The 22,344-nt window shown below is 39.1% G+C and carries 19 protein-coding genes and 1 pseudogene; 16 read left to right on the top strand and 4 right to left on the bottom strand.

Features of this window, described 5'->3' with window-relative positions; genetic code table 11:
- Positions 1–80 precede the first annotated feature (80 nt).
- From BSR19_RS04025 to htpX, 10 genes and pseudogenes are all read left to right on the top strand, one after another.
- Positions 81–1,295 (top strand): restriction endonuclease subunit S, encoded by a 1,215-nt coding sequence (locus BSR19_RS04025; protein WP_156246617.1) that lies wholly within the window; start codon positions 81–83, stop codon positions 1,293–1,295.
- Positions 1,296–1,460: 165 nt separating this feature from the next.
- Complete coding sequence (locus tag BSR19_RS04030) at positions 1,461–1,826, top strand: type II toxin-antitoxin system RelE/ParE family toxin (protein ID WP_156247079.1); 366 nt, start codon at positions 1,461–1,463, stop codon at positions 1,824–1,826.
- Positions 1,816–2,109, top strand: coding sequence for a helix-turn-helix domain-containing protein (locus tag BSR19_RS04035; protein ID WP_021144391.1), 294 nt, complete (start codon positions 1,816–1,818; stop codon positions 2,107–2,109). Before BSR19_RS04030 ends, BSR19_RS04035 begins: the two co-directional genes overlap by 11 nt.
- Before the next feature lie 21 nt (positions 2,110–2,130).
- Positions 2,131–3,732 (top strand): type I restriction-modification system subunit M, encoded by a 1,602-nt coding sequence (locus tag BSR19_RS04040; protein ID WP_156246618.1) that lies wholly within the window; start codon positions 2,131–2,133, stop codon positions 3,730–3,732.
- A gap of 78 nt (positions 3,733–3,810) precedes the next feature.
- Positions 3,811–4,722 carry an Rpn family recombination-promoting nuclease/putative transposase gene (locus tag BSR19_RS04045; RefSeq protein ID WP_037597651.1) on the top strand — a complete coding sequence of 304 codons (912 nt, stop codon included), beginning with the start codon at positions 3,811–3,813 and terminating at the stop codon, positions 4,720–4,722.
- 26 nt (positions 4,723–4,748) lie between these two features.
- Entirely contained in the window at positions 4,749–5,006 is a 258-nt protein-coding gene (locus tag BSR19_RS04050) for an RpnC/YadD family protein (RefSeq protein WP_002890620.1), read from the top strand.
- 531 nt (positions 5,007–5,537) lie between these two features.
- Positions 5,538–8,834, top strand: coding sequence for a YSIRK-type signal peptide-containing protein (locus BSR19_RS04055; RefSeq protein ID WP_156246619.1), 3,297 nt, complete (start codon positions 5,538–5,540; stop codon positions 8,832–8,834).
- A 146-nt stretch (positions 8,835–8,980) separates the two neighbouring features.
- A pseudogene (locus BSR19_RS11805) lies at positions 8,981–9,981 on the top strand (DNA/RNA non-specific endonuclease).
- Positions 9,982–10,130: 149 nt separating this feature from the next.
- Positions 10,131–10,691: a LemA family protein gene (locus tag BSR19_RS04065; RefSeq protein ID WP_002890636.1), complete on the top strand. Its 561-nt coding sequence runs from the start codon at positions 10,131–10,133 to the stop codon at positions 10,689–10,691.
- A 1-nt stretch (position 10,692) separates the two neighbouring features.
- Positions 10,693–11,592, top strand: coding sequence for a zinc metalloprotease HtpX (gene htpX / locus BSR19_RS04070; protein ID WP_002890638.1), 900 nt, complete (start codon positions 10,693–10,695; stop codon positions 11,590–11,592).
- Between the two features lie 50 nt (positions 11,593–11,642).
- Here the strand turns inward: htpX and BSR19_RS04075 are convergent, their stop codons facing one another.
- From BSR19_RS04075 to BSR19_RS04090, 4 genes are all read right to left on the bottom strand, one after another.
- Entirely contained in the window at positions 11,643–12,290 is a 648-nt protein-coding gene (locus BSR19_RS04075) for a metal-dependent transcriptional regulator (protein ID WP_002890639.1), read from the bottom strand.
- A gap of 79 nt (positions 12,291–12,369) precedes the next feature.
- Positions 12,370–13,296, bottom strand: a complete 927-nt coding sequence (locus BSR19_RS04080) for a metal ABC transporter substrate-binding protein (protein ID WP_002890641.1) — start codon at positions 13,294–13,296, stop codon at positions 12,370–12,372.
- A 19-nt stretch (positions 13,297–13,315) separates the two neighbouring features.
- The gene (locus tag BSR19_RS04085; protein WP_002890642.1) at positions 13,316–14,155 is read right to left on the bottom strand and encodes a metal ABC transporter permease; all 840 of its coding nucleotides are present in this window, start codon (positions 14,153–14,155) and stop codon (positions 13,316–13,318) included.
- On the bottom strand, positions 14,145–14,873 hold the full coding sequence (locus BSR19_RS04090) for a metal ABC transporter ATP-binding protein (RefSeq protein ID WP_002890643.1): 729 nt from the start codon (positions 14,871–14,873) through the stop codon (positions 14,145–14,147). The genes BSR19_RS04085 and BSR19_RS04090 overlap by 11 nt, the downstream gene beginning before the upstream one ends.
- A gap of 289 nt (positions 14,874–15,162) precedes the next feature.
- Here BSR19_RS04090 and BSR19_RS04095 point away from each other — a divergent pair, with 289 nt between their 5' ends.
- The 6 genes from BSR19_RS04095 (at position 15,163) to BSR19_RS04120 (ending at position 22,317) form a co-directional block, all read left to right on the top strand.
- The gene (locus tag BSR19_RS04095) at positions 15,163–15,636 is read left to right on the top strand and encodes a membrane protein (RefSeq protein WP_037597654.1); all 474 of its coding nucleotides are present in this window, start codon (positions 15,163–15,165) and stop codon (positions 15,634–15,636) included.
- Positions 15,633–16,028 (top strand): DUF4430 domain-containing protein, encoded by a 396-nt coding sequence (locus BSR19_RS04100; protein WP_002890648.1) that lies wholly within the window; start codon positions 15,633–15,635, stop codon positions 16,026–16,028. Before BSR19_RS04095 ends, BSR19_RS04100 begins: the two co-directional genes overlap by 4 nt.
- Positions 16,029–16,201: 173 nt before the next feature.
- Entirely contained in the window at positions 16,202–19,024 is a 2,823-nt protein-coding gene (gene ppc / locus BSR19_RS04105) for a phosphoenolpyruvate carboxylase (RefSeq protein WP_073689706.1), read from the top strand.
- 67 nt (positions 19,025–19,091) lie between these two features.
- The gene (gene holA / locus BSR19_RS04110) at positions 19,092–20,126 is read left to right on the top strand and encodes a DNA polymerase III subunit delta (RefSeq protein ID WP_156246620.1); all 1,035 of its coding nucleotides are present in this window, start codon (positions 19,092–19,094) and stop codon (positions 20,124–20,126) included.
- 95 nt (positions 20,127–20,221) lie between these two features.
- Entirely contained in the window at positions 20,222–20,827 is a 606-nt protein-coding gene (sodA, locus tag BSR19_RS04115) for a superoxide dismutase SodA (protein ID WP_156246621.1), read from the top strand.
- 98 nt (positions 20,828–20,925) lie between these two features.
- Positions 20,926–22,317, top strand: coding sequence for a serine hydrolase (locus BSR19_RS04120; RefSeq protein WP_156246622.1), 1,392 nt, complete (start codon positions 20,926–20,928; stop codon positions 22,315–22,317).
- The last annotated feature ends 27 nt before the right edge of the window (positions 22,318–22,344 follow it).

Raw genomic sequence — 22,344 nt, forward strand, 5'->3', positions numbered from 1 at the left:
TAATAAATATTTGGGGTATTTAATTATGATCCAATAGATAGAAAAGTGTATAAATAATTATTAGAAAAGAGGAGTAATCAGTGTCAATCCCCAAAATGAGATTTTATGGATATGATAGTCCTTGGAAAGTATCAAAGTTAGGAGAATTGTTTGAAATATATTCAGGTAATACTCCATCACGTTCTGATAGAAATAATTATGACAATGGTACGATTCCTTGGATAAAAACAACAGATTTAAACAATTCCTTGATTTATGTAAATGAAGAGAAGATTTCAGATCATGGAGCCAAGAAATTAAAAACTTTACCTAAAAATACTATATTGATAGCAATGTATGGTGGTTTTAATCAAATCGGGAGGACTGGATTACTAACTTACCCTGCTACAATTAACCAGGCTCTGGCTAGTTTGTTACCAGTTAAGGAAATAAATTCATATTTCCTACTTAATTACTTAAATTTAAGAAAAGATAGTTGGAGAAATGTTGCAGCGAGTAGTAGAAAAGATCCTAACATTACAAAAAATGATGTAGAAAAATTTAAAATATCTTTTCCATCTCTAGAAGAACAATCCGCCATTGGCTCCCTCTTCCGCCTCCTCGACGACCTTCTGGCTAGCTACAAGGACAATCTCGCCAACTACCAATCCCTCAAGGCGAGCATGCTTTCCAAGATGTTTCCTAAATCTGGACATACAGTTCCTGAGATACGTTTGGATGGATTTGAAGGGGAGTGGGATCTAATTAAGTTAGGTGATTTTTGTGATTTGATTACAAAAGGAACTACAGGAAAATCGCAATCAGAACAAGGAATGGTTAACTTTGTTAAGGTTGAAAACTTAAAAGATAATGAAATCTATCCTATTGTTAAAATTTCAGAGGAAGAACATTTCGGAAGTTTGAAGAGATCTATACTGTATGAAGGAGATATATTATTTTCTATTGCGGGTACTCTTGGTAGAACTGCAATTGTTAAAAATAATATTCTTCCAGCTAATACAAATCAAGCTCTTGCAATTATTAGAGGGTATAAATTAGATGCATATTTTTTGTTAGTAGTATTATCTGGGGAAGTTGTGAAAGATTATATCCGAAAAAATCCCACAGTAGGTGCACAACCAAATCTATCCTTAGAACAAGTTTCTTCTTTAAAAATAAAAATACCATCTTTAGATGAACAACAAGCCATCGGCACCTACTTCTCTAACCTCGATAATCTTATCAACTCTCACCAAGAAAAAATTTTTCAGCTAGAAACTCTGAAAAAGAAACTCTTACAAGATATGTTTATCTAACCTTAAAAAATGATCCTTATCAGCAACCCTAAGCACAGCCTTTTTCGAATAGTATAAGTGAGCCCCTTTGATTCTTTCAAAGGGTGATTCTTAGTTCTTAATAACTTAAAAGTATTTACTTTTAATAACTTTAGAGTTATAATGAATTCGAAAAGAGGTCGCTTTGTGCACGCTATTTATTTTTATAAGGACAAACAGGGGAATCAACCGGTCTTGGACTACATGAGAGAGCTAGCTCGTCACGATAGCAAGGACAGCCGGATCAAACTCAACAAGCTCAACGACTACATCGAACTTTTGAGTCAACATGGTACCTGTGCTGGCCAACCCTATATCAAGCATCTGGATGCAGAGATTTGGGAGTTGAGACCCTTGCGGGATCGGATTTTATTCGTGGCTTGGTTGGATGGAAGCTTTGTCTTACTGCATCATTTTGTCAAAAAGACGCAAAAGACACCTAGACGAGAGATCGAGAAAGCCAAGCGGGAGTTGCAAGATTTGAAGGAAAGAGGGCTAAAAGATGAAGAATAGTGCCATTGGCAGCAATTGGAAAGATGTGAGAGCAGAGCTCTTCACAAAGGAAGAAATCCTGGAAAGTGATCTGCGGGTCGCGATTATGACTGAGCTGATCGAAGCTCGGCATGAAAAGGGCATTAGCCAAAAGAAACTAGAAGAACTCAGTGGGGTCAGTCAACCGGTCATCGCTCGGATGGAGACAGGAAAGACCAGCCCTCAATTGGACACGGTCTTGAAAGTCTTAGCCAGTCTGGGCAAGACCCTTGCTGTCGTCCCACTGGAACAAGAAAAGGTCTAAAAGAAATCAGAAAGAATTACTATGGAAACAACACAAACGTCCCAGTCGCTTTATCAAGCCCTGTGGAACTCAGCGGATGTGCTCCGCTCTAAGATGGATGCCAACGACTACAAGTCTTATCTCTTGGGCATGGTCTTTTACAAGTATTTGTCGGACAAGATGCTCTTTTTCGTGGCAGAGACCATGGAGGAGGAGACAGAAAGCTTGGAAGAGGCACTGGCGGTCTATCGCAAATACTACGAGGACGAGGAGACTCACGAGGACCTCTTGGCAGTCATCACTGATGAGATGAGCTATGCTATTCATCCTGACTTAACCTTTACGGCCTTAGTGGAGCGAGTGAACGATGGAAGCTTTCAGTTAGAGGACTTGGCTCAGGGCTTCCGTGATATTGAGCAGAGTGACGAGCTCTATGAAAACCTTTTTGAAGACATCGACCTCTACTCTAAAAAACTTGGAGCGACTCCTCAAAAGCAAAACCAAACGGTTGCGGCTGTGATGAAAGAGTTGGCTGTCCTAGATGTGGCAGGTCATGCTGGTGATATGCTTGGTGATGCTTACGAGTACCTGATTGGTCAGTTTGCGACGGATTCGGGTAAAAAAGCTGGTGAGTTTTATACGCCGCAACCTGTTGCCAAGCTCATGACGCAGATTGCCTTTTTAGGACGTGAGGACAAGCAAGGCTTTACCCTTTACGATGCGACTATGGGGTCAGGATCGCTCTTACTTAATGCCAAACGCTATTCACGTCAACCACAGACAGTGGTTTACTTTGGTCAAGAGTTGAATACCTCAACTTATAACCTAGCACGTATGAACATGATTCTGCATGGTGTGCCGATTGAAAACCAGTTTTTACACAACGCAGATACCTTGGATGAGGATTGGCCAACACAAGAGCCAACTAACTTTGACGGTGTTCTCATGAACCCACCTTATTCAGCCAAGTGGTCTGCAAGCTCAGGTTTCATGGATGACCCCCGATTCTCACCATTTGGGAAACTAGCACCTAAGTCTAAGGCTGATTTTGCCTTCCTCTTGCATGGTTACTATCACTTGAAGCAAGACAATGGTGTTATGGCCATCGTTCTACCTCATGGTGTGCTCTTCCGTGGTAATGCCGAAGGGACTATTCGTAAGGCTTTGTTGGAAGAAGGTGCCATTGATACGGTAATCGGACTGCCTGCTAATATTTTCTTTAACACCAGTATTCCGACGACGGTTATCATTCTCAAAAAGAACCGCACCAATCGTGATGTTTACTTTATCGATGCCTCTAAGGAGTTTGATAAAGGGAAAAATCAGAATATCATGACAGACGCCCATATTGAAAAGATTCTCGATGCCTATAAGAGTCGTGAGGATATGGACAAGTTCGCCCATCTGGCTAGCTTTGAAGAGATTGTGGAAAATGACTACAACCTTAATATTCCTCGCTATGTGGATACCTTTGAGGAAGAAGAAGTGGAGCCTTTGACCGAGATTGTGGCTAAGATTAATCAGACCAATGCGACGATCGAAAGTCAGACAGCATCCCTTCTTGATATGCTTGGCCAGCTTCATGGAACTACTCCAGAAGCAGACGAAGAACTCAAGGCTTTTGTGAAAGCATTTAAGGGGTAGTTGCAAGCTTTCATTTACTTTTTCCGAATAGATAGTAGTAGAGGGGCCAATCCTCTATTTTTTCTTAAGGAGAGGTACATGGAAAAAAGACACAAGCATGTCTCACCGACCTTGGATATCATGGCTAAGAAGATTTTCAGTCTGCCTGAGGTGACGGTGGCTTTCATTCGAGATATTTTGGATTTGGATGTTGTGGATGCTCAGATTTTGGAGGGGACGCAGCTTCATAAAAAGGACTTTGATGAGGATGAGCTCTTTTCAACGTCGGTGGATGTTCGAGCCAAGTTGAATGATGGAACTGAGGTTATCATTGAGATTCAGGTGCGTAAGCAGCATTATTTTCTCAATCGTTTTCATTATTATTTGGCTAACCAGCTGGTGGAAAATGTGCAACAATTACGCCAACAAGGACAGACGCATAAGATGTATGAGCAGATGGAGCCAGTCTATGGCATAGCTATCTTGGAGAAGACCTTGTTGCCAGATGAGGAGTCCCCGATTAATACTTATTGGATGGCCAATAGTCGGACGAGCAATCCGTTAAATTCTTACTACAAGGATGGGAAACGGCAAAACCTTCTTCAGATTGCCTTTTTAGAGTTGGATAAGTATAATAAAGGTAAGCATATTACGGATGAAGGGCGGCAGTGGCTAGAGTTTTTTGGAAATCTCCCATTTTCTAAGGAACCTAGTCAAGCGGTCACGCATGCCGATTCATTACTGGATTCATCCAGCTGGACACAGGAGGAAAAGGCGATGATTGATGAACGCATACGTATTCAAGAAAATTATGACATGACTATGGAAACAGCTATCGATGAAGCACGTGAGGAAGGTTTGGAACAAGGGTTAGAGCAAGGGTTGGAACGAGGCCGTCATGAGGGACAACTAGAAATGATTCGCAAGATGCTGTCAAAAGGTCTATCACTAGAAGTTGTGTCAGCTGTTACTGGTTTATCGGTTGAAGAACTAGAGGCATTGTTATCGTAAAAAACAATCGACAGGAGGAAAAGGCGATGATTGATGAACGCATACGTATTCAAGAAAATTATGACATGACTATGGAAACAGCTATCGATGAAGCACGTGAAGAAGGCTTGGAACAAGGGTTAGAGCAAGGACTAGAGCGTGGACTTAAACAAGGGTTAGAACGAGGTCGTTATGAGGGACAACTAGAACTGATTCGTAAGATGCTGTCAAAAGGTCTGTCGTTAGAAGTAGTATCGGATGTGACTGGTTTATCGGTTGAAGAATTAGAGACATTGTTATCGTAAGAATCAGTTAGGAATAAACATTTATTTGAAAAGTCAGAGGCAGTTTTTGTCTCTTTTTTTATTTTTGGGTATTTAACATTTGTAATACTTAAACATTCGGAAAATAATACTTTGAATCGTAAAATTAAAAAAGACTGTCAAACGTTTGACATAAATCTGAGAAAACAGATTTAATACAATTTGATTGTTTTAGCCGATAAATCTTGCTAAATAAGCCTTTATGGAAGTTTAGAGTTTTCTCTTTCTTACACGTGAAAGAAATTACCTTTTTGTGCGACATTTTTAGACTATAATTTAGAGGTGAATGACTGAACTTTCTAATATGACAATTTTGTTAAGGCCTTGTTAAACTGGATTACTTAGCCTTTTATTTTGTTTTCTCATCCCTTATAATTTACTTTGGTTTGTTTTTAATAAGAAAAACAACAGAATTATTAACAATTTTTAATATGAGGGAATCTTTATTTTCTTTCAAAGGACGGCTTGGTCCTAAGATAGAGAGATTGTGAAAAAAGTATCAGGAGAATAGACTTGTTTAAAGAAAGAAAAACGAAACCAAAGTACAGTATCCGTAAATATTCCATTGGGGCAGCATCAGCCTTGATTGGGTTCATGGCTCTTGCCAATGGGCAAGCAGCTCAGGCTGATGAGGCACAATCGATTAGTGAGTTGACTGATGCCTCAAATCAGGCACAGACACCTCAAACAGCCTCAACGGCCCAATTGGCGACTTCAGAGCAAGCGTCAGCAGAGACAGTGCAAGCGTTGCAACCTGCCAATATTGCTCCAGTTCAACCTCAGGTAACAACTGTTCAAGCAGCTGAACAGACTCCTACCATTAATCAATTGGTTGAGGCAAGCAACCCACAAACTCAAGAAACCTCAGCAAACGTTTTAACCAATGCGACTGATGATCAAACTCAAGGCAAGGAGTATAGCACAGATACCTACGGTGCCAAAATGCCTTGCACGACTCATGAAGCAGAAAATGCGACTGTTGAAAATGGCGCTACAATTCAACAGTCAACGGATATGGAATCTACGGCTGTGGAGGCGACTAATCAAACTTATGTCGAGCTTCCTAAAAAGGATGCGGCAGTGACTTTCAATGTTACTGAGCCAGCCAATGCTTTGAATGTGCGTTATACAATACCTGATGGTGCGTCAGGTCAGCTGGATGTCCAGGTTAATGGATCAAGCGTTGGTAATCTTGATTTGTCATCTCACTCAGCATGGCAGTACCTTAAAGGTGACCATGAGTATGATCAAGCTATTGATGGTTCAAGTGCACGTTTCCGTTTTGATGAGACACGTCTTCTCCTCAAGGACATCCAATTGAAATCTGGTGATAAGATTTCTCTGGTTAAGAAGAAAGATGACAATATCCCTTATGGTATTGATTTTATTGAGCTAGAACAGGCTCCAGCGCCAGTTGCCCAAAGTGAAAATAGTATCAGTATCGTGGATAAGGGTGCATCTGCTAATGATGATAGTGATGACACAGCTGCCCTACTTGCGGCTGTTGAAGAAGCTAAAGCCAGCGGAAAATCTGTCTATATTCCAGAAGGACGTTTCAATTTTGACAAACAAGTTAATATCGAAGCGGATAATCTAAAAATTTCAGGTGCCGGTGTTTGGCATACGCAACTACACTTCACAAGTGACAAACGCTATGGTGGTGGTATTGTCTTTGGTCATAACAGTAATGGTATTGAGTTGAGCAATCTTTATATGGATTCCAACTTGACCTCTCGTTATAACGAAGACGCACAGTACAAGGCTATTTCGGGAACACTTGGCAAGGATTCGAAAATTCATGACATCTGGGTTCAGCATTTTGAAGTTGGTATGTGGATTGGAGACTATGACCAAACGGGAAATATGAAGTATACGGATGGTCTTGTCGTTGAAAATGCTCGTATCCGTAATAACTTGGCTGATGGTATTAACTTTGCTCAAGGAACCAAGAATTCAACGGTAAAAAACTCTAACATCCGTGGGAATGGTGATGATGGTTTGGCTATCTGGTCAAGTATTTCAGATGGGACAAATGCCGCAGCCGAGGAAAATAATAAATTCCTCAACAACACCATTGAATCAGGCTGGCGTGCGGCTGGTATCGGTATTTTTGGTGGTAAGGGTCATGAAATCTCAGGAAACCTCATCAAGGACGTCTTTGCTGGAGCAGGTATCCGTGTAAACACAGTCTTTGCAGGCCACAATTTTGACCTCAATGATTCTGGAATTAAGATTCATGATAATACCATTCTACGTTCAGGAACAACTAATGACCTCTATAATCTCCATCGTGGTGCCATTGATTTCCAACAAGTTCGTGGAACAATCAAGAATGTCGATGTTTACGATAATAAGCTATTGAATACCTTGGCTGAGCCGGTGATTACCAAAAACTTTGAGATGGGTGACAATGGTAATGGAGAAATCCGTATATCAAATAATACGATTGACAATAAGGCGATGATTGTTGGAGCTGTTTCAACAGTTTCTCCAACAAAGCCTGAGCCAAAGCCAGTCAATAATCCAGTCTCTGAGACTTCAGCATCGGAAACGCCAAAGAGTGAGGAAAGTTCATCAGCCCCAGTCTCCGAAGCATCAACTAGTGAAGTGGTATCTGAGACTTCAGCATCGGAAACGCCAAAGAGTGAGGAAAGTTCATCAGCCCCAGTTTCCGAGGCATCAACTAGTGAAGTGGTATCTGAGACTTCGGCATCGGAAACGCCAAAGAGTGAGGAAAGTTCATCAGCCCCAGTCTCCGAAGCATCCAATAGTGAAGTAGTATCCGAAACTTCGGCATCAGAAACACCGAAGAGTGAAGCAGGATCAAGCACCCCAGTTTCTGAAGCATCAACTAGTGAAGTAGTATCCGAAACTTCGGCATCAGAAACACCAAAAAGTGAAGCAGGTTCAACAGCTCCAGTTTCCGAAGCATCAAACAGTGAAGTGGCATCTGAGACTTCAGCATCAGAAACACCGAAGAGTGAAGCAGGATCAAGTACCCCAGTTTCTGAAGCATCAACTAGTGAAGTGGTATCCGAGACTTCAGAATCAGAAACACCAAAGAGTGAAGCAGATTCAAGTACTCCAGTCTCTGAAGCATCTAACAGTGAAGTCAACTCAGAGACTTCAGACTCTGAGTTACCAAAGAGTGAGCAAACATTAGTAGCTTCATCTACCAGTCAGGTTGACGTAGCCATTACTTCTGACAGTCCAGAAAACTCTCCGACTTCAGAGAGCACACAGAAAAATCCAATTAGCGAGCTTACTTCAGAAGTTATTGAAAAGGGATCAACAAGTCCGGTTGCTGTTAAAGTCTCTGAGGCTCCAACAACTACAAGTACATCAGAAGTTGTCAGCATTTTGTCAAATAGTCAGGTCGCCTATAACAACGACCTAAAAACCTCTGTAACAAGCAGTCAGTTTGCCTCAGAAGCTATTCGCTTTAATTCTCTTTTGAATGAGAAATCTGTGGATGTAATCGCAATTAAAGTCATGGCGGTTATGGCATCTGAAACATTAGCTTCAGAAGCAGCTTCGATTGCAAGCTCTGAAGGTGTTGTCAAAGAGAGTGGCAATGATTTGTCAGAATGGGCGGAAAGCAAGAAGGATGAGACACCTAAGAATGTCGCCCGTATTGATAAAACAACTGAGGCAAACCAGGTTGCTAAGGGTTCTGAAAGTCAAGCTAGCACCTCAAAAGAAAAAGGTAAGTCTAATACGACAACGGTCTTCCTTCTTGTCGGACTTGCTGCGGCACTAAGTATATCTACAGTTTATCTTACAAAACAAGGTAAAAAAGCAGGTAAATAATAGGTAAGAAGCATCCAAGAAAATGGATGTTTCTTGTTTTTTAAGCAAGTTCTAAGATGGCTAATATCATTATTCTTTATTTTTAATCATCCACTTTGATTTGGTCCTGTATAATTAAAGTGATGAAAAATTAAGGAGTTAAGATAATGAAAGAAAAAAGAAATAGTAGGATTCGTTTATTTGCCCTTCTTGTTTTAGTATTTACTTTAGGTTTCGGATTTTCAGTAGATACTAGCAAACAATCGTTGACTGTAAGCTCTCAAGCAGCTCAAGCGGATGAGAACAATGGTATATTAGCTTTTAATGGTCAAAAGCAGTTTGTCATGGAGGAAAAGGACCAGTTAGGACGCGCCCACAGTGCTCATATACAGTTACAAGATAAGGACGAGCCAAAGAATAAACGCCCCGGTAAAATAAAATATGATCCTGTAGGATGGCATAACTATAAGTTTTATTATGGTGATGGTAAATCAAAATCTTGGTTAATGAATCGAGGACATTTGATTGGCTATCAGTTTTCTGGTGTCAATGACGAGGGCAAAAATTTAGTACCTATGACTGCCTGGTTGAACTCTGGAAATTATAAAGGAACCGACGAAGGTAATCAGTCAGGCATGCTTTATTACGAGAATCGCTTGGATAACTGGCTGGCACTCCACCCTAACTATTGGTTAGATTATAAGGTAACAGCTATCTACAGTGGAGACGAGTTGTTGCCTCGTCAAGTGGAACTTCAGTATGTTGGTATCGATAGTTCTGGAAACCTCTTGGAAATTAAACTTGGTGGAGATAAGGAGACTCTTGACAGTCAGGGAGTTACACATGTTGTCTTAGATAACCAATCACCAAATGCAGAAATCAATTATGCAGATGGGACAGCAACAAATACGGTAACTGAATTTACTGAAGCACCATCTGAGCCTAGTTCTGAGAGTTCACAGGTGACTGAACAACCGAGTTCTGAATCAGAGCCTGTGCAACCTATACAAGAAGAGAGTAGAACAGTTTATGTGGCGCGTCATGGAACAGCAGATGTTTATTGGTATGACATCAATAGTATGCCTAGCAACACCAACAAAGCAAATGTCGTTACTATGACAGAGCAGATGCCCTAGCCCAAGGCAAACGACACACGTCTAAAGAGTAATAAAAAAAGCTGGACAAGATGTCCAGTTTTTTTGTAAAACGGCTCACATTTTACCACTTTTATCTGAAAATTTGATATACTGAGACTATCAAAATACTTGTAAGAGAAGTCGTACCGACTCTTTTTAAGTATAAGAAAGGAAACTAAATATGATTTGGATTATTATTGCCATTATTGTTGTTCTTGTGATTTTTGTTATTACAAGTTATAACGGCTTGGTTAAAAGCCGTATGCAAACCAAGGAGGCTTGGAGTCAAATTGATGTTCAATTGAAACGTCGTAATGATCTCCTTCCTAACTTGATTGAAACAGTTAAAGGTTACGCTAAATATGAAGGTTCAACGCTTGAAAAAGTAGCAGAACTTCGTAATCAAGTAGCAGCTGCGACTTCTCCTGCAGCAGCGATGCGTGCCAGTGATGAATTGACTCGTCAGGTTTCTGGAATCTTTGCCGTAGCTGAAAGTTACCCTGATCTTAAGGCTAGTGCCAACTTCAGCCAACTTCAAGAAGAGTTGACGAACACTGAAAATAAAATTGCCTATTCACGTCAACTTTATAACAGTGTGACAAGTAACTACAATGTGAAATTGGAAACCTTCCCAAGCAATGTTATTGCTAAAATGTTTAGCTTTAAGGCTGCTGAATTCCTTGAAACACCAGAAGAAGAAAAAGCTGTGCCTAAGGTTGATTTCAGTGGACTAGGTAACTAATATGTTATTTGATCAGATTGCTCGAAATAAGAGAAAGACTTGGCTTTTGCTCCTGGTCTTTTTCCTCTTGTTGGGCCTTGTTGGTTACGGTGTCGGCTATCTTTGGTTAGGTTCAGGCTTCGGTGGTCTGATTCTTGCTCTAGTTATCGGTTTTATCTATGCCGTTACCATGATTTTCCAATCAACCAATGTCGTTATGGCTATGAATGGTGCACGAGAGGTTGACGAACAAACCGCTCCGAACCTTTATCATGTTGTTGAGGATATGGCTATGGTGGCACAAATACCGATGCCACGTGTCTTTATTGTCGATGATCCTTCAATGAATGCTTTTGCGACGGGATCTAGCCCTAAAAATGCTGCGGTGGCTGCTACGACAGGTCTTCTTGCGGTTATGAATCGTGAGGAACTTGAAGGAGTTATTGGACATGAAGTGAGTCATATTCGCAACTACGATATCCGAATCTCTACCATAGCAGTTGCCTTAGCATCTGCCATTACCATGCTAGCTGGGATGGCTCGTAATATGATGTTCTGGGGTGGAGGCCGTCGTAGAAATGATGATGATCGTAATGGAAGTAGTGGCTTGGAGATTATTCTTCTCATTATTTCTTTGATTGCCATTATTCTGGCGCCTTTAGCAGCTACCTTGGTTCAGTTGGCCATTTCACGCCAGCGTGAATTTTTAGCTGATGCTTCTAGCGTCGAATTGACACGTAACCCACAAGGTATGATTAACGCTCTGCTCAAACTTGATAATAGTGCGCCAATGCAACATCACGTGGATGATGCTAGCGCAGCCCTCTTTATCAATGACCCTAAAAAAGAATCTGGTTTGCAGAAGCTCTTTTATACCCACCCCCCAATTTCAGAACGGGTGGAACGCTTGAAACAAATGTAAAAAAAGTGAGGCTGATGACACTTCTAAGTGTGTTCATCAGCCTCGCTTTTTTAGTTTGCTTCAATGTAAAGATTGCTAGCAACAGTTTCTGGAATTTGAATTTCTTTTCCATCAATATTCAGGCGGTATAGTAGTGTAAAAGGGTCAAAGCCTTTCAAGGTAAAAGTTACTCCAATTTTAAGACCGACAGTTTCCAAATAATGGAGTAAATCAATTTGATCCTGAACTCGACGAAGTACATAGTCTCCAGGAGTTAGGTCTTGTGTAAAAGTCTGATTGTAGATTTCCTCTATGAGCTGACCTGACTTGGGGATTTGCCCACCGTGTGGACAGGTTTGAGGGTAATTGAGTAGGCGGTCAAGCGCATCGATGAAGTGATCAGAGACAGTATGCTCTAAAATTTCAGCCTCTTGATGAATTTGATCACAAGTGTATTGCAAGTGGTCCACCAAAAAGACTTCGATGAGGCGATGTTTCCGATAGAGTTCAGCGACATTGATTTTACCAGTTTTCGTTAGAAGATAGCCCTTGACTTTGTCTTTGATGATGAGGTCTTCTGAAATCAATTTCTTAATCATTTCCGTCACAGCAGGTGGAGACACCTGCATACGGTTTGCGATTTCCTTATTGCTTATTTTGCCTTCTTCAGTACCAATCTCATAGATACATTTGAGGTAGTCTTCTTTGTTAGGTGTCATTTCTCTTCCTTTGAAAATAGTCTCACCTTAGTATAACAGATTTATCATAAGAATACAGAATGTTTCTTAGATAAGATTTTTACTGATTCAAGCCTTGGGTGATTTTATCCAGATTATATTTCATCATGTTGTAGTAGCTGTCACCGTCTTGCCCTTTTTCAGCAATAGAATCTGTAAAGATCTTTGCATAGATAGGAATATTGGTATCCTTAGATACTGTTTTCATAGGGCGTTCATCGACACTAGATTCGACAAAGAGAGCTGGTACCTTTGTTTGACGTAGTTTTTCCACGAGTGTTTTGATTTGGTCTGGTGTGCCTTCTTCTTCTGTATTGATTTCCCAGATGTAGGCAGATGGTACGCCATAGGCTTTTGAGAAGTATTTGAAGCATCCTTCACTAGTGACAATCAGTTTTTTCTCATCGGGAATCTTGTTAAATGTTTCTTTAGCTTCTTGGTCCAGTTTACTAAGTTTGTCAGTATAGGATTTTAGATTCTTTTCGTAGTAGGTCTTGTTTTTAGGGTCCTTAGCAATCAGTTGCTTGGCAATATTTTGAGCATAAATAATCCCATTTTCCAGATTAAGCCAAGCGTGGGGATCTTCCTTACCTTTTTCTGATTGACCTTCAAGGTAAATTACCTTAACACCATCACTAACTGCAAAATAATCTTTATTTTCTGTTTTATGAGCATTCTTGACTAACTTAGTAAACCAAGCATTTCCACCAGTTTCTAAATTAATACCGTTGTAAAAAATCAAGTCAGCTTGCGATGTCTTCTTTACATCATCAGGAAGGGGTTCGTATTCGTGAGGATCCTTACCAACGGGGACAATACTGTGGAGAGTGATTTTATCTCCGGCAATATTTTTGGTGATATCAGCAATAATGGAATTGGTCGTAACGACTCGTAATTTATCCTTGTTACTGCCTTGTTTATTGGTACAAGCTGTTAGAGTAACTACCGCTAAAAGTAGTAGTACTATTGTTGATAGTATTTTTTTCATATTATTTTCATCCTATTTTTTATTGTTTAGAAGTTTTATTCATGCCACTTTGTTTTGGGGCGATGAAAAAGCTGATGAGAAAGAGTAGAGCAGACGTTAATACAATGCTCGAACCAGCCGCAATATTAAAACTATAGCCGATAAAAAGACCTAGAACAGATGCCAGAGCCCCCAATCCTGATGAGAGAATAATCATTGTTTTTAGGCTATGAACATAAAGGTAGGCAGTGGCAGCCGGTGTAATTAAAAGTGCCACAATAAGAATAGTGCCAACACTCTGCATGGCAGTTACAGAAACCAAAGTTAGAATAACCATAAGTAAGTAGTGGTAGAAGGTGACCTTAACTCCCATAGACTTGGCCAAAATTGGATCAAAGGATGTTAGGAGTAGAGGGCGAAAGAAGATTGTAATAGTTGCTAGTACGAGAAGTGAAACGATAATCGTTATCCACATATCCATGTCTTGTACAGCTAGAATATTCCCGAAGAGAATATGAAAGAGATCTGTGGAACTATTAGCAACACCGATGAGAATAATACCGAGAGCTAGAAAGCTCGAAAAGGTAATCCCAATTGCCGTGTCACTCTTAATAATGGAATTACTTTTGATATAGGTAATCATTGTAGAAGCTAAAAGTCCAAAGATGATGGCTCCTATGAAAAAGTTAATACCCAAGATAAAGGAAATGGCTACCCCAGGTAGAACCGCATGTGAAATTGCATCACCCATAAGTGACATCCCTCTTAAAATAATAAAACAACCAACAGCACCCCCGACAATTCCAATAACTAAAGCCGTTATAAGAGCATTTTGTAAGAAGTGGAAATTTAGCAAACCATCAATAAATTCAGAAATCATTTACATCTCCTTTATAAAATAAACTGTTACCGTAGGTTTTACGGAGATTATCCTCATTAAAAACAAGATTAGTAGGCCCACTAGCAATCAGTTTACGATTTAGGAGGATAACTTGGTCAAAATAATGAGGAACTTTGCTCAAATCATGGTGGACAATAAGAATAAGCTTACCTTTGTCCCTAAGTTCTCTCAAGGTGTTCATGATAATATCTTCGCTAACAGAGTCAATACCTACAAAGGGTTCATCTAATAAAATAATATCAGCCTCTTGTACAAGACAACGAGCGATTAGAACACGTTGAAATTGGCCTCCTGATAATTGGCTTATTTGTCGATGGGCCAAATCATTTAGACCAAGTAGTGTTAAAGCATCTGTGACCTTAGACCAATCACTCTTAGATAGACGTTTAAAGAACTTGGTTTTGGGATAGAGTCCTAGAGAGATGCACTCTCTGACAGTAATCGGAAAGTTAAAATCAATATCAGCCTTCTGTGCAACATAGGAAATACGATTCAATTGCTGACGAATAGGTTGTTTATTGAAAAGGATTTTTCCAGAGTGAGGAATAATACCAATTAATGCTTTAATTAGAGTTGATTTACCAGCACCATTTGGTCCAATAATCCCAGTAATACTAGGTCCCTCCAAGTTTAAGGTGATATTATCCAGAGCTAATGTCTGTTGGTAAGACACATTAATATTTTCAATTTGAATCATTAGCTACCTCCTTGAGTTTAATATACTTTAAAACAAAAATTAAGTCAAGTTAACTTTTATAATTAATTGAACTTAATTATTTACTGTTATCAAGATTACAGAGGATAGTGAATGAGAGAACACTTTTTATATCAAATATTCAGCCTGCTCAAACTGTTTGATATTTGGGAGAGGCAACAAGGAATGTTATTTTCTACAATTTGTACTATCTCACTCTGTATTTCAAGAAATCTTTAGTTTTTATTTTTTAAAACTAGTCATATTTCCTTATTTCTGGCATAATAGATATATGAAATTAACGATTCAACGAATGGCTCGGATAGCCATTCTGTCAGCTCTGGCAGTAGGATTACGGTCAGCATTTATAGGATTGCCAAATATTCAGCCTATTACAGCTATGTTTTTTGTGGCTGTTCTTTATTTGGGCTTGGTAGATGGTCTCTTGATTATGGCTTTAACCATGGCCATCTCAGGATTCATCTTTGGTTTTGGTCCCTGGGTCTTTAATCAGATTCTGGCTTTCGGAGTATTGATGGCTCTTTGGAGTTTGATTGCACCTAGGTTATCACTTGTTTGGCAGATAGCTTTGGTAACTCTTTTGTCCTTTCTCTACGGAGTTCTCATGGATTACAGTTATGGCCTCCTATTTAAGAGTGGTCTTACCTTTGTTATCTCTGGTCTTCTTTACGACACCTATCATGCAGTATCGACGCTTCTATTCTATCCATTCATCCAGTCTATTTTTAGGAGGTTTTTGAAATGAAAAAATTAGCGACATATATTTTTCTTGCTTTATCACTTGTTACTCTAGCAGCCTGTGGAAAAAATGAGGCAGCTAAACTTACTAGCAGCACAAATAATCATCAGTCTAAGGTTCAAGGTCAAGTGACTTTGATTTTGAAAACAGATAAGGAAAGTAAGAAAAAATCAGTAGAAATCCAAAAAGGTGATACAGTGCTTGATGTATTGGAAGAGGTATATCCTGTTCAAGAAAACGATGGCTTCATCACTGAGATTGATGGTATTTCTCAAGATAAAGATAAGGGCATCTATTGGATGTTTGATGTCAATGGTAAACTTGGTGAAAAAGCAGCCAACCAACTTAAGGTTGAAGATGGCGATGAAATCAAATTCTATCAAGAAAAGTATAATTAAGATTCTGAACTCTGTTTCAGAGTCTTTTTTATAAAGTTCGGAAATAGCCTTGAAAATTTGTTTGAAAAAGTCGGAAAATTGCAAAATAACTGACGATTTAAAGGAAAATAGTTTACTTTTGTTTTAAAAGTGATATGATAAGAGGGTACTACATAAAGTAAGGAGAATAAGGTTTGGCTTTTAACAAATTGGAAAGCAGTAACAACCAGGAAATCATCTCTGAAGAAGTTGGTATCTTGAAAGAATTGTTGGATGATGCAACACGAGGCATGGCTGGAGAGCAAGGTCTCACAACTATCCAACATTTGGTTGAACTTTATGATGAAGGTGACTATGTGGCCCTTACACAAGCCATTTCAGAAATGACAAATGACGATATGGTCGTTGCATCACGTTATTTCTCTTTGTTACCTCTTTTGATTAATATCTCTGAAGACGTGGATTTGGCTTATGAAGTCAACCACAAGAACAATATTGATGAATCTTATCTAGGTAAGTTGTCTGAAACCTTTGATGTTGTCGCTGAAAGTGAAAATGCACGTGACATTCTTGAACATGTCAATGTCGTGCCAGTATTGACAGCCCACCCAACTCAGGTTCAACGTAAAACCATGCTTGAATTGACTAACCACATTCACGAACTTCTCCGTAAGCATCGTGATGTTAAGGCTGGTCTTATCAACAAGGATAAATGGTATGCAGATTTGCGTCGTTATGTAGAAATCATGATGCAAACAGATATCATTCGTGAGAAAAAACTTAAAGTTAAAAACGAAATCACTAACGTTATGGAGTATTACAACTCCTCATTGATTAAGGCGATTACAAACTTATCACATGAATTCAAACGTTTAGCAGTTGAAAAAGGTATCGAACTTGACAATCCAACACCTATTACTATGGGAATGTGGATTGGTGGTGACCGTGACGGGAACCCATTTGTAACAGCAGAAACTCTTAAACTTTCTGCCACTGTACAAAGTGAAGTTATCCTTAACTACTATATTGAAAAAGTTGATAATCTTTACCGTTCGTTCTCCCTCTCATCACGCTTGACTGAGGTTTCAGATACAGTAGCAGAGATGGCGAAACATTCTCCAGATACATCTGTTTATCGTGAAAATGAACCTTACCGTCGTGCTTTCAGTTACATCCAGTCTAAGTTGATTCAGACACTTCTTTTCTTTAAAGAAGGAAACTTTAGCAAGGAAAGAGTTGCCAAACGTCTTTCTGAAAATGTTCGTCTAGGCTCAGCTTCAACGGGTGAAGTAGTAGCTGATTACGTGCAACAACGTCTCAGCCAAAGTCTTCAAGCTGTCTCACAACAAACGACTGAATTTTATGAAACAGCTGAGGATTTCCATGATGATCTTTTGGCAATCAAAAATTCACTTCTTGAAAACGACGATGCTGTCTTAATTTCAGGTGATTTTGAAGAGCTTCTCCAAGCTGTAGAAGTCTTTGGTTTCTATCTTGCTACAATCGATATGCGTCAGGATTCAAGCGTTCATGAAACTTGTGTGGCAGAATTGCTTAAGTCTGCTAATATTGTTGATAACTATAGTGAATTGACTGAGGTTGAAAAGGTTGCGGTTCTTCTCAAAGAATTGCAAGAAGATCCTCGTACTTTGTCATCAACTAATGTGCCTAAGTCAGAAATTCTTGAAAAAGAATTGGCAATCTTCCGTACAGCTCGTCTCTTGAAAGACTATATTGGTGAAGATGTCATCAAACAACATATTATCTCTCACACTGAGAGCGTTTCTGATATGTTTGAGTTGGCTATCCTTCTTAAAGAAGTTGGCTTGGTTGATACAGAACGTGCGCGTGTCCAAATCGTTCCACTTTTTGAAACTATCGAAGACTTGGAAAACTCTAATGATATCATGAAACAATACCTTGGTTATGATATCGTTAAACGTTGGATTAAGAATAGCAATAACTACCAAGAAATCATGTTGGGTTACTCAGACTCTAACAAAGATGGTGGTTACTTGTCTTCAGGTTGGACGCTTTACAAAGCTCAAAACGAATTGACTAAGATTGGTGAAGAACGTGGTATTAAGATTACATTCTTCCATGGTCGTGGTGGTACTGTCGGTCGTGGTGGTGGTCCATCATACGATGCCATTACGTCTCAGCCATTTGGTACTATTAAAGACCGTATCCGTTTGACTGAACAAGGTGAAGTTATCGGTAATAAATATGGTAATAAGGATGCTGCTTACTACAATCTTGAAATGCTTGTTTCAGCTGCTCTTGACCGTATGGTGACACGTCAAATTGCCGATCCAGAAGAATTGGTTGATTTCCGTGAGGTTATGGACGGAATTGTTCACGATTCAAATGTTATTTATCGTGACCTTGTCTTTGGAAATGAACATTTCTACGATTACTTCTTTGAAGCTAGTCCTATCAAAGAAGTGTCAAGTTTGAATATTGGTTCTCGTCCAGCTGCTCGTAAGACTATTACTGAAATTTCTGGTCTTCGTGCGATTCCTTGGGTATTCTCATGGTCACAAAACCGTATCATGTTCCCAGGTTGGTATGGTGTGGGTTCTGCCTTTAATCGCTTTATCCAAGCTGAAGAAGGCAACCTCGAGAAACTTCAACATATGTTTGAAACATGGCCATTCTTCCGTTCACTTTTGTCAAACGTAGACATGGTGCTTTCAAAATCAGATATGAATATCGCCTTCCACTATGCACAATTGGCAGAAAGTGAAGAAGTTCGTAGTGTCTTCAATATTATTTTGGATGAGTGGCAGTTGACTAAAGATGTCATTCTTGCTATTGAAAAACATGATGGCTTCCTAGATGAGAGTCCGTCACTTAAAGCAAGTTTGGACTTCCGTTTGCCATACTTCAATGTCTTGAACTACATCCAAATTGAATTGATTAAACGTCTTCGTAACAATGATTTGACCGACGACGAAATTAGCCTTATTCACATTACCATCAATGGTATTGCAACAGGTCTTCGTAACTCTGGTTAATCAAGTAAAGTTCATCACTTTAGTGGTGGGCTTTTTGTTATGGGAAAATTTCTGTTATAATAGGACCATGATTGCTATGGAAACGATTGAAAAGCTGTCCAAAGAAAAGCTTCCCATGATAACTGTCTTGGCTGGTGAGGATTTAGGACAGTATAGTCAAGCTAAAGAAAAATTTTTAAAACAAATTGGTTTCGATCCCAGTGACTTGACCTATTCTTATTTTGATATGTCAGAGACTGATTATCAAGATGCTGAGCTCGATTTAGAAAGTATGCCTTTTTTTGCAGATGAGAAGGTGGTCATTTTTGATCATTTCGCAGATATGACTACTGCTAAAAAGTCGTATCTGGATGAGAAAGAGTTGAAGCGTCTTGAAAATTATCTTGAGTCTCCTGTTGAAACAACTCTTCTTGTCTTAATGTCTGCAGGTAAGCTAGATGGAAAGCGTCGTTTAGTCAAACTTCTCAAACGTGATGCCATGGTGCTTGAAGCTGGTCCTTTAAAAGATGCAGAACTTAGAACTTATTTTCAAAAGCAGGCGCATCAAGAGGGGCTTACTTTTGATACAGGAGTTTTTGAGGAACTTTTGATCAAGTCAAATTTTGATTTTTCAGATGTTCAAAAAAACTTAGCTTTTCTAAAGGGATATAAAACTGAAGGGAATATCTCATCACAGGACATTGCGGAGGCCATTCCGAAAAGTTTGCAAGATAACATTTTTGATATGACGCAACTTCTTATACGAGGACAGATTCAGAGCGTTCGTGAATTGGTTCATGATTTACGGCTTCAGGGTGAAGATGAGATTAAGTTGATTGCAGTTATGTTGGGACAGTTTCGTACCTATTTACAGGTTAAACTTTTATCTGCTCAGGGTAAAAGTGAGCAGCAAATTGTTTCAAGTTTATCAGATTATCTAGGGCGTAAAGTTAATCAGTTTCAGGTTCGTTTCGCACTGAGAGATAGCCGTCCCTTATCAGTAGCATTCTTAAAGATGACGATTAAGATTTTAGTAGAGACAGATTACCAGATAAAAACAGGAACTTTAGATAAAGACTACTTGTTTGATTTAGCACTTTTAAAAATTCTATCAAACCGCTAGAGGTATAGAGTTTTCTATGATTTTGTAAGCAAAATTTTTGAAAGCTCTACCACTTTGCGGTAAAATGGAGAAAAAATGAAAAGAGGACCTTTACTATGGCAATTATTCTTCCAGACCTTCCTTACGCATATGATGCTTTGGAACCATACATTGATGCTGAAACAATGACTCTTCACCACGATAAACACCATGCAACTTATGTAGCAAATGCTAATGCTGCTCTTAAAAAACACCCAGAAATTGGTGAAGATCTTGAAGCACTTTTGGCTGATGTGGAACAAATCCCAGCTGATATTCGTCAAGCACTTATTAATAATGGTGGTGGACACCTTAACCACGCACTTTTCTGGGAACTTTTGTCTCCTGAAAAACAAGAACCAACTGCTGAAGTAGCAGCTGCTATTAACGAAGCTTTCGGATCATTTGAAGCCTTCCAAGAAGCTTTCACAGCAGCAGCAACAACTCGTTTTGGTTCAGGTTGGGCATGGCTTGTTGTTAACGATGAAGGTAAACTTGAAGTTGTTTCAACTGCTAACCAAGACACTCCTATCTCAGACGGTAAGAAACCAATCTTGGCGCTTGATGTTTGGGAGCATGCTTACTACCTAAACTACCGTAACGTACGTCCAAACTACATCAAAGCTTTCTTTGAAATCATTAACTGGAATAAAGTTGCAGAGCTTTATGCAGCAGCTAAATAAGTTTAAAATTATCCTCAATAAAAGAGGATAATTTTTTTGTAATATGATTGTAAAATCTCCTTGCTTTTTAGTGAATTATAGCTTAAACTATTATTGTTATGAAAAAAAAGAAAAAACATTCAAGCAAGAAGTACAGTGGAAGTCGCCGAAAAACTAAAGATAAAAAGAAAGATTCGGTAAAACAAGACCTTCAACAAGACGTCAAGAAAGACACTAAAGATACTAAAAAAGATGTCAAAAAAGGCGCTAAGAAAGACAACAAAAAAGCATCGAAAAAAGATGCTAAAAAGACTTCTAAAAAATCAGTAGACAAGAAGTCAGCTGAGGAAACAGTAGTACCAGTTGAACACAAGGAAAACGAAACAAAAACTGAAACCTTGGCACTTAGAAGTAGACGCTCTAAGAAATCTAAATCAAAATCATCTCGTGATGATAAAAAAGCATATATTATCTTAGCCTTCCTAGGTGTTCTGGTAATACTTTTGTTTGTTGCCATGCTTGCTTTAGCAGGACGTGGGAAACAAGCTGGACACACCGGTAGCCTTGGAAATATCTTCGGCTCTAGTTCTAAAGTCACTAAAAAAGAAGACAAAGAAAAAGAGGAAAAGGTAACTCCAACTAATAAATCGGCCGAAGCTAAACAAGCAGTCATGGAAGCAGATGCAGATACCATGTATGGTAATGGATTGTATTATGATTATGCTAATATGACATTGAACCAAGTGGTTGAAGCTTTTATGGCTGACCAAGGTATCGAGTCTAGCCAAATTGCCTTTTCATATAAAAATACCAAGACAAATGAGCAATTCTCTATGAATGATACTCAGCCAATGACTGCAGGATCAACTTATAAATTGCCACTAAACATGCTTGTCATGGATCAGGTTAATAAAGGAAAACTTTCTTTAACTGAACGTTTTGATATTACTAATACTGAGTATGAATATCAGGCTGAGCACGATAGTTATGTTGCTGCTTTCGGTGGTTCAATGACTATTCCAGAAATGCAAGAGTATTCTCTTGTTTACTCTGAGAATACTCCAGCCTATGCTTTGGCGGAACGCCTTGGTGGTATGGAAAAATTCTATGGTATGCTTGATAAATATGGTAAATCAAAAGGTGAAGTGAAGACTATCCAAATGCATGGTAATAAGACAACAACGGATTATTACATCCAAGTTTTGGATTATCTCTGGAAACACCAAGAGGATTATAAAGACATTCTCAAATATTTAGGAGAGTCTTTCCCAGAATATTATTATAAAACATATAATCAAGGATTGACTATTTATCAGAAACCAGGTTATGTCCGTGAAGCACTTAACGTTGATGCTATTGTAATGGAAGATACACCATATCTTATTGCAATTTATACACGTTACCTAGGAGGTTCTAACGAAGAAACTTCAGAGGTTAATAATGTGGGATTACAACAATTAGAGATGCTCTCTTATGTTATTAATGAGTGGCACCGTGTTAATATGAACTAATAAAGAAAGCCGAGTTTATCGGCTTTT

The organism is Streptococcus salivarius, from assembly GCF_009738225.1.
Lineage (GTDB): Bacteria > Bacillota > Bacilli > Lactobacillales > Streptococcaceae > Streptococcus.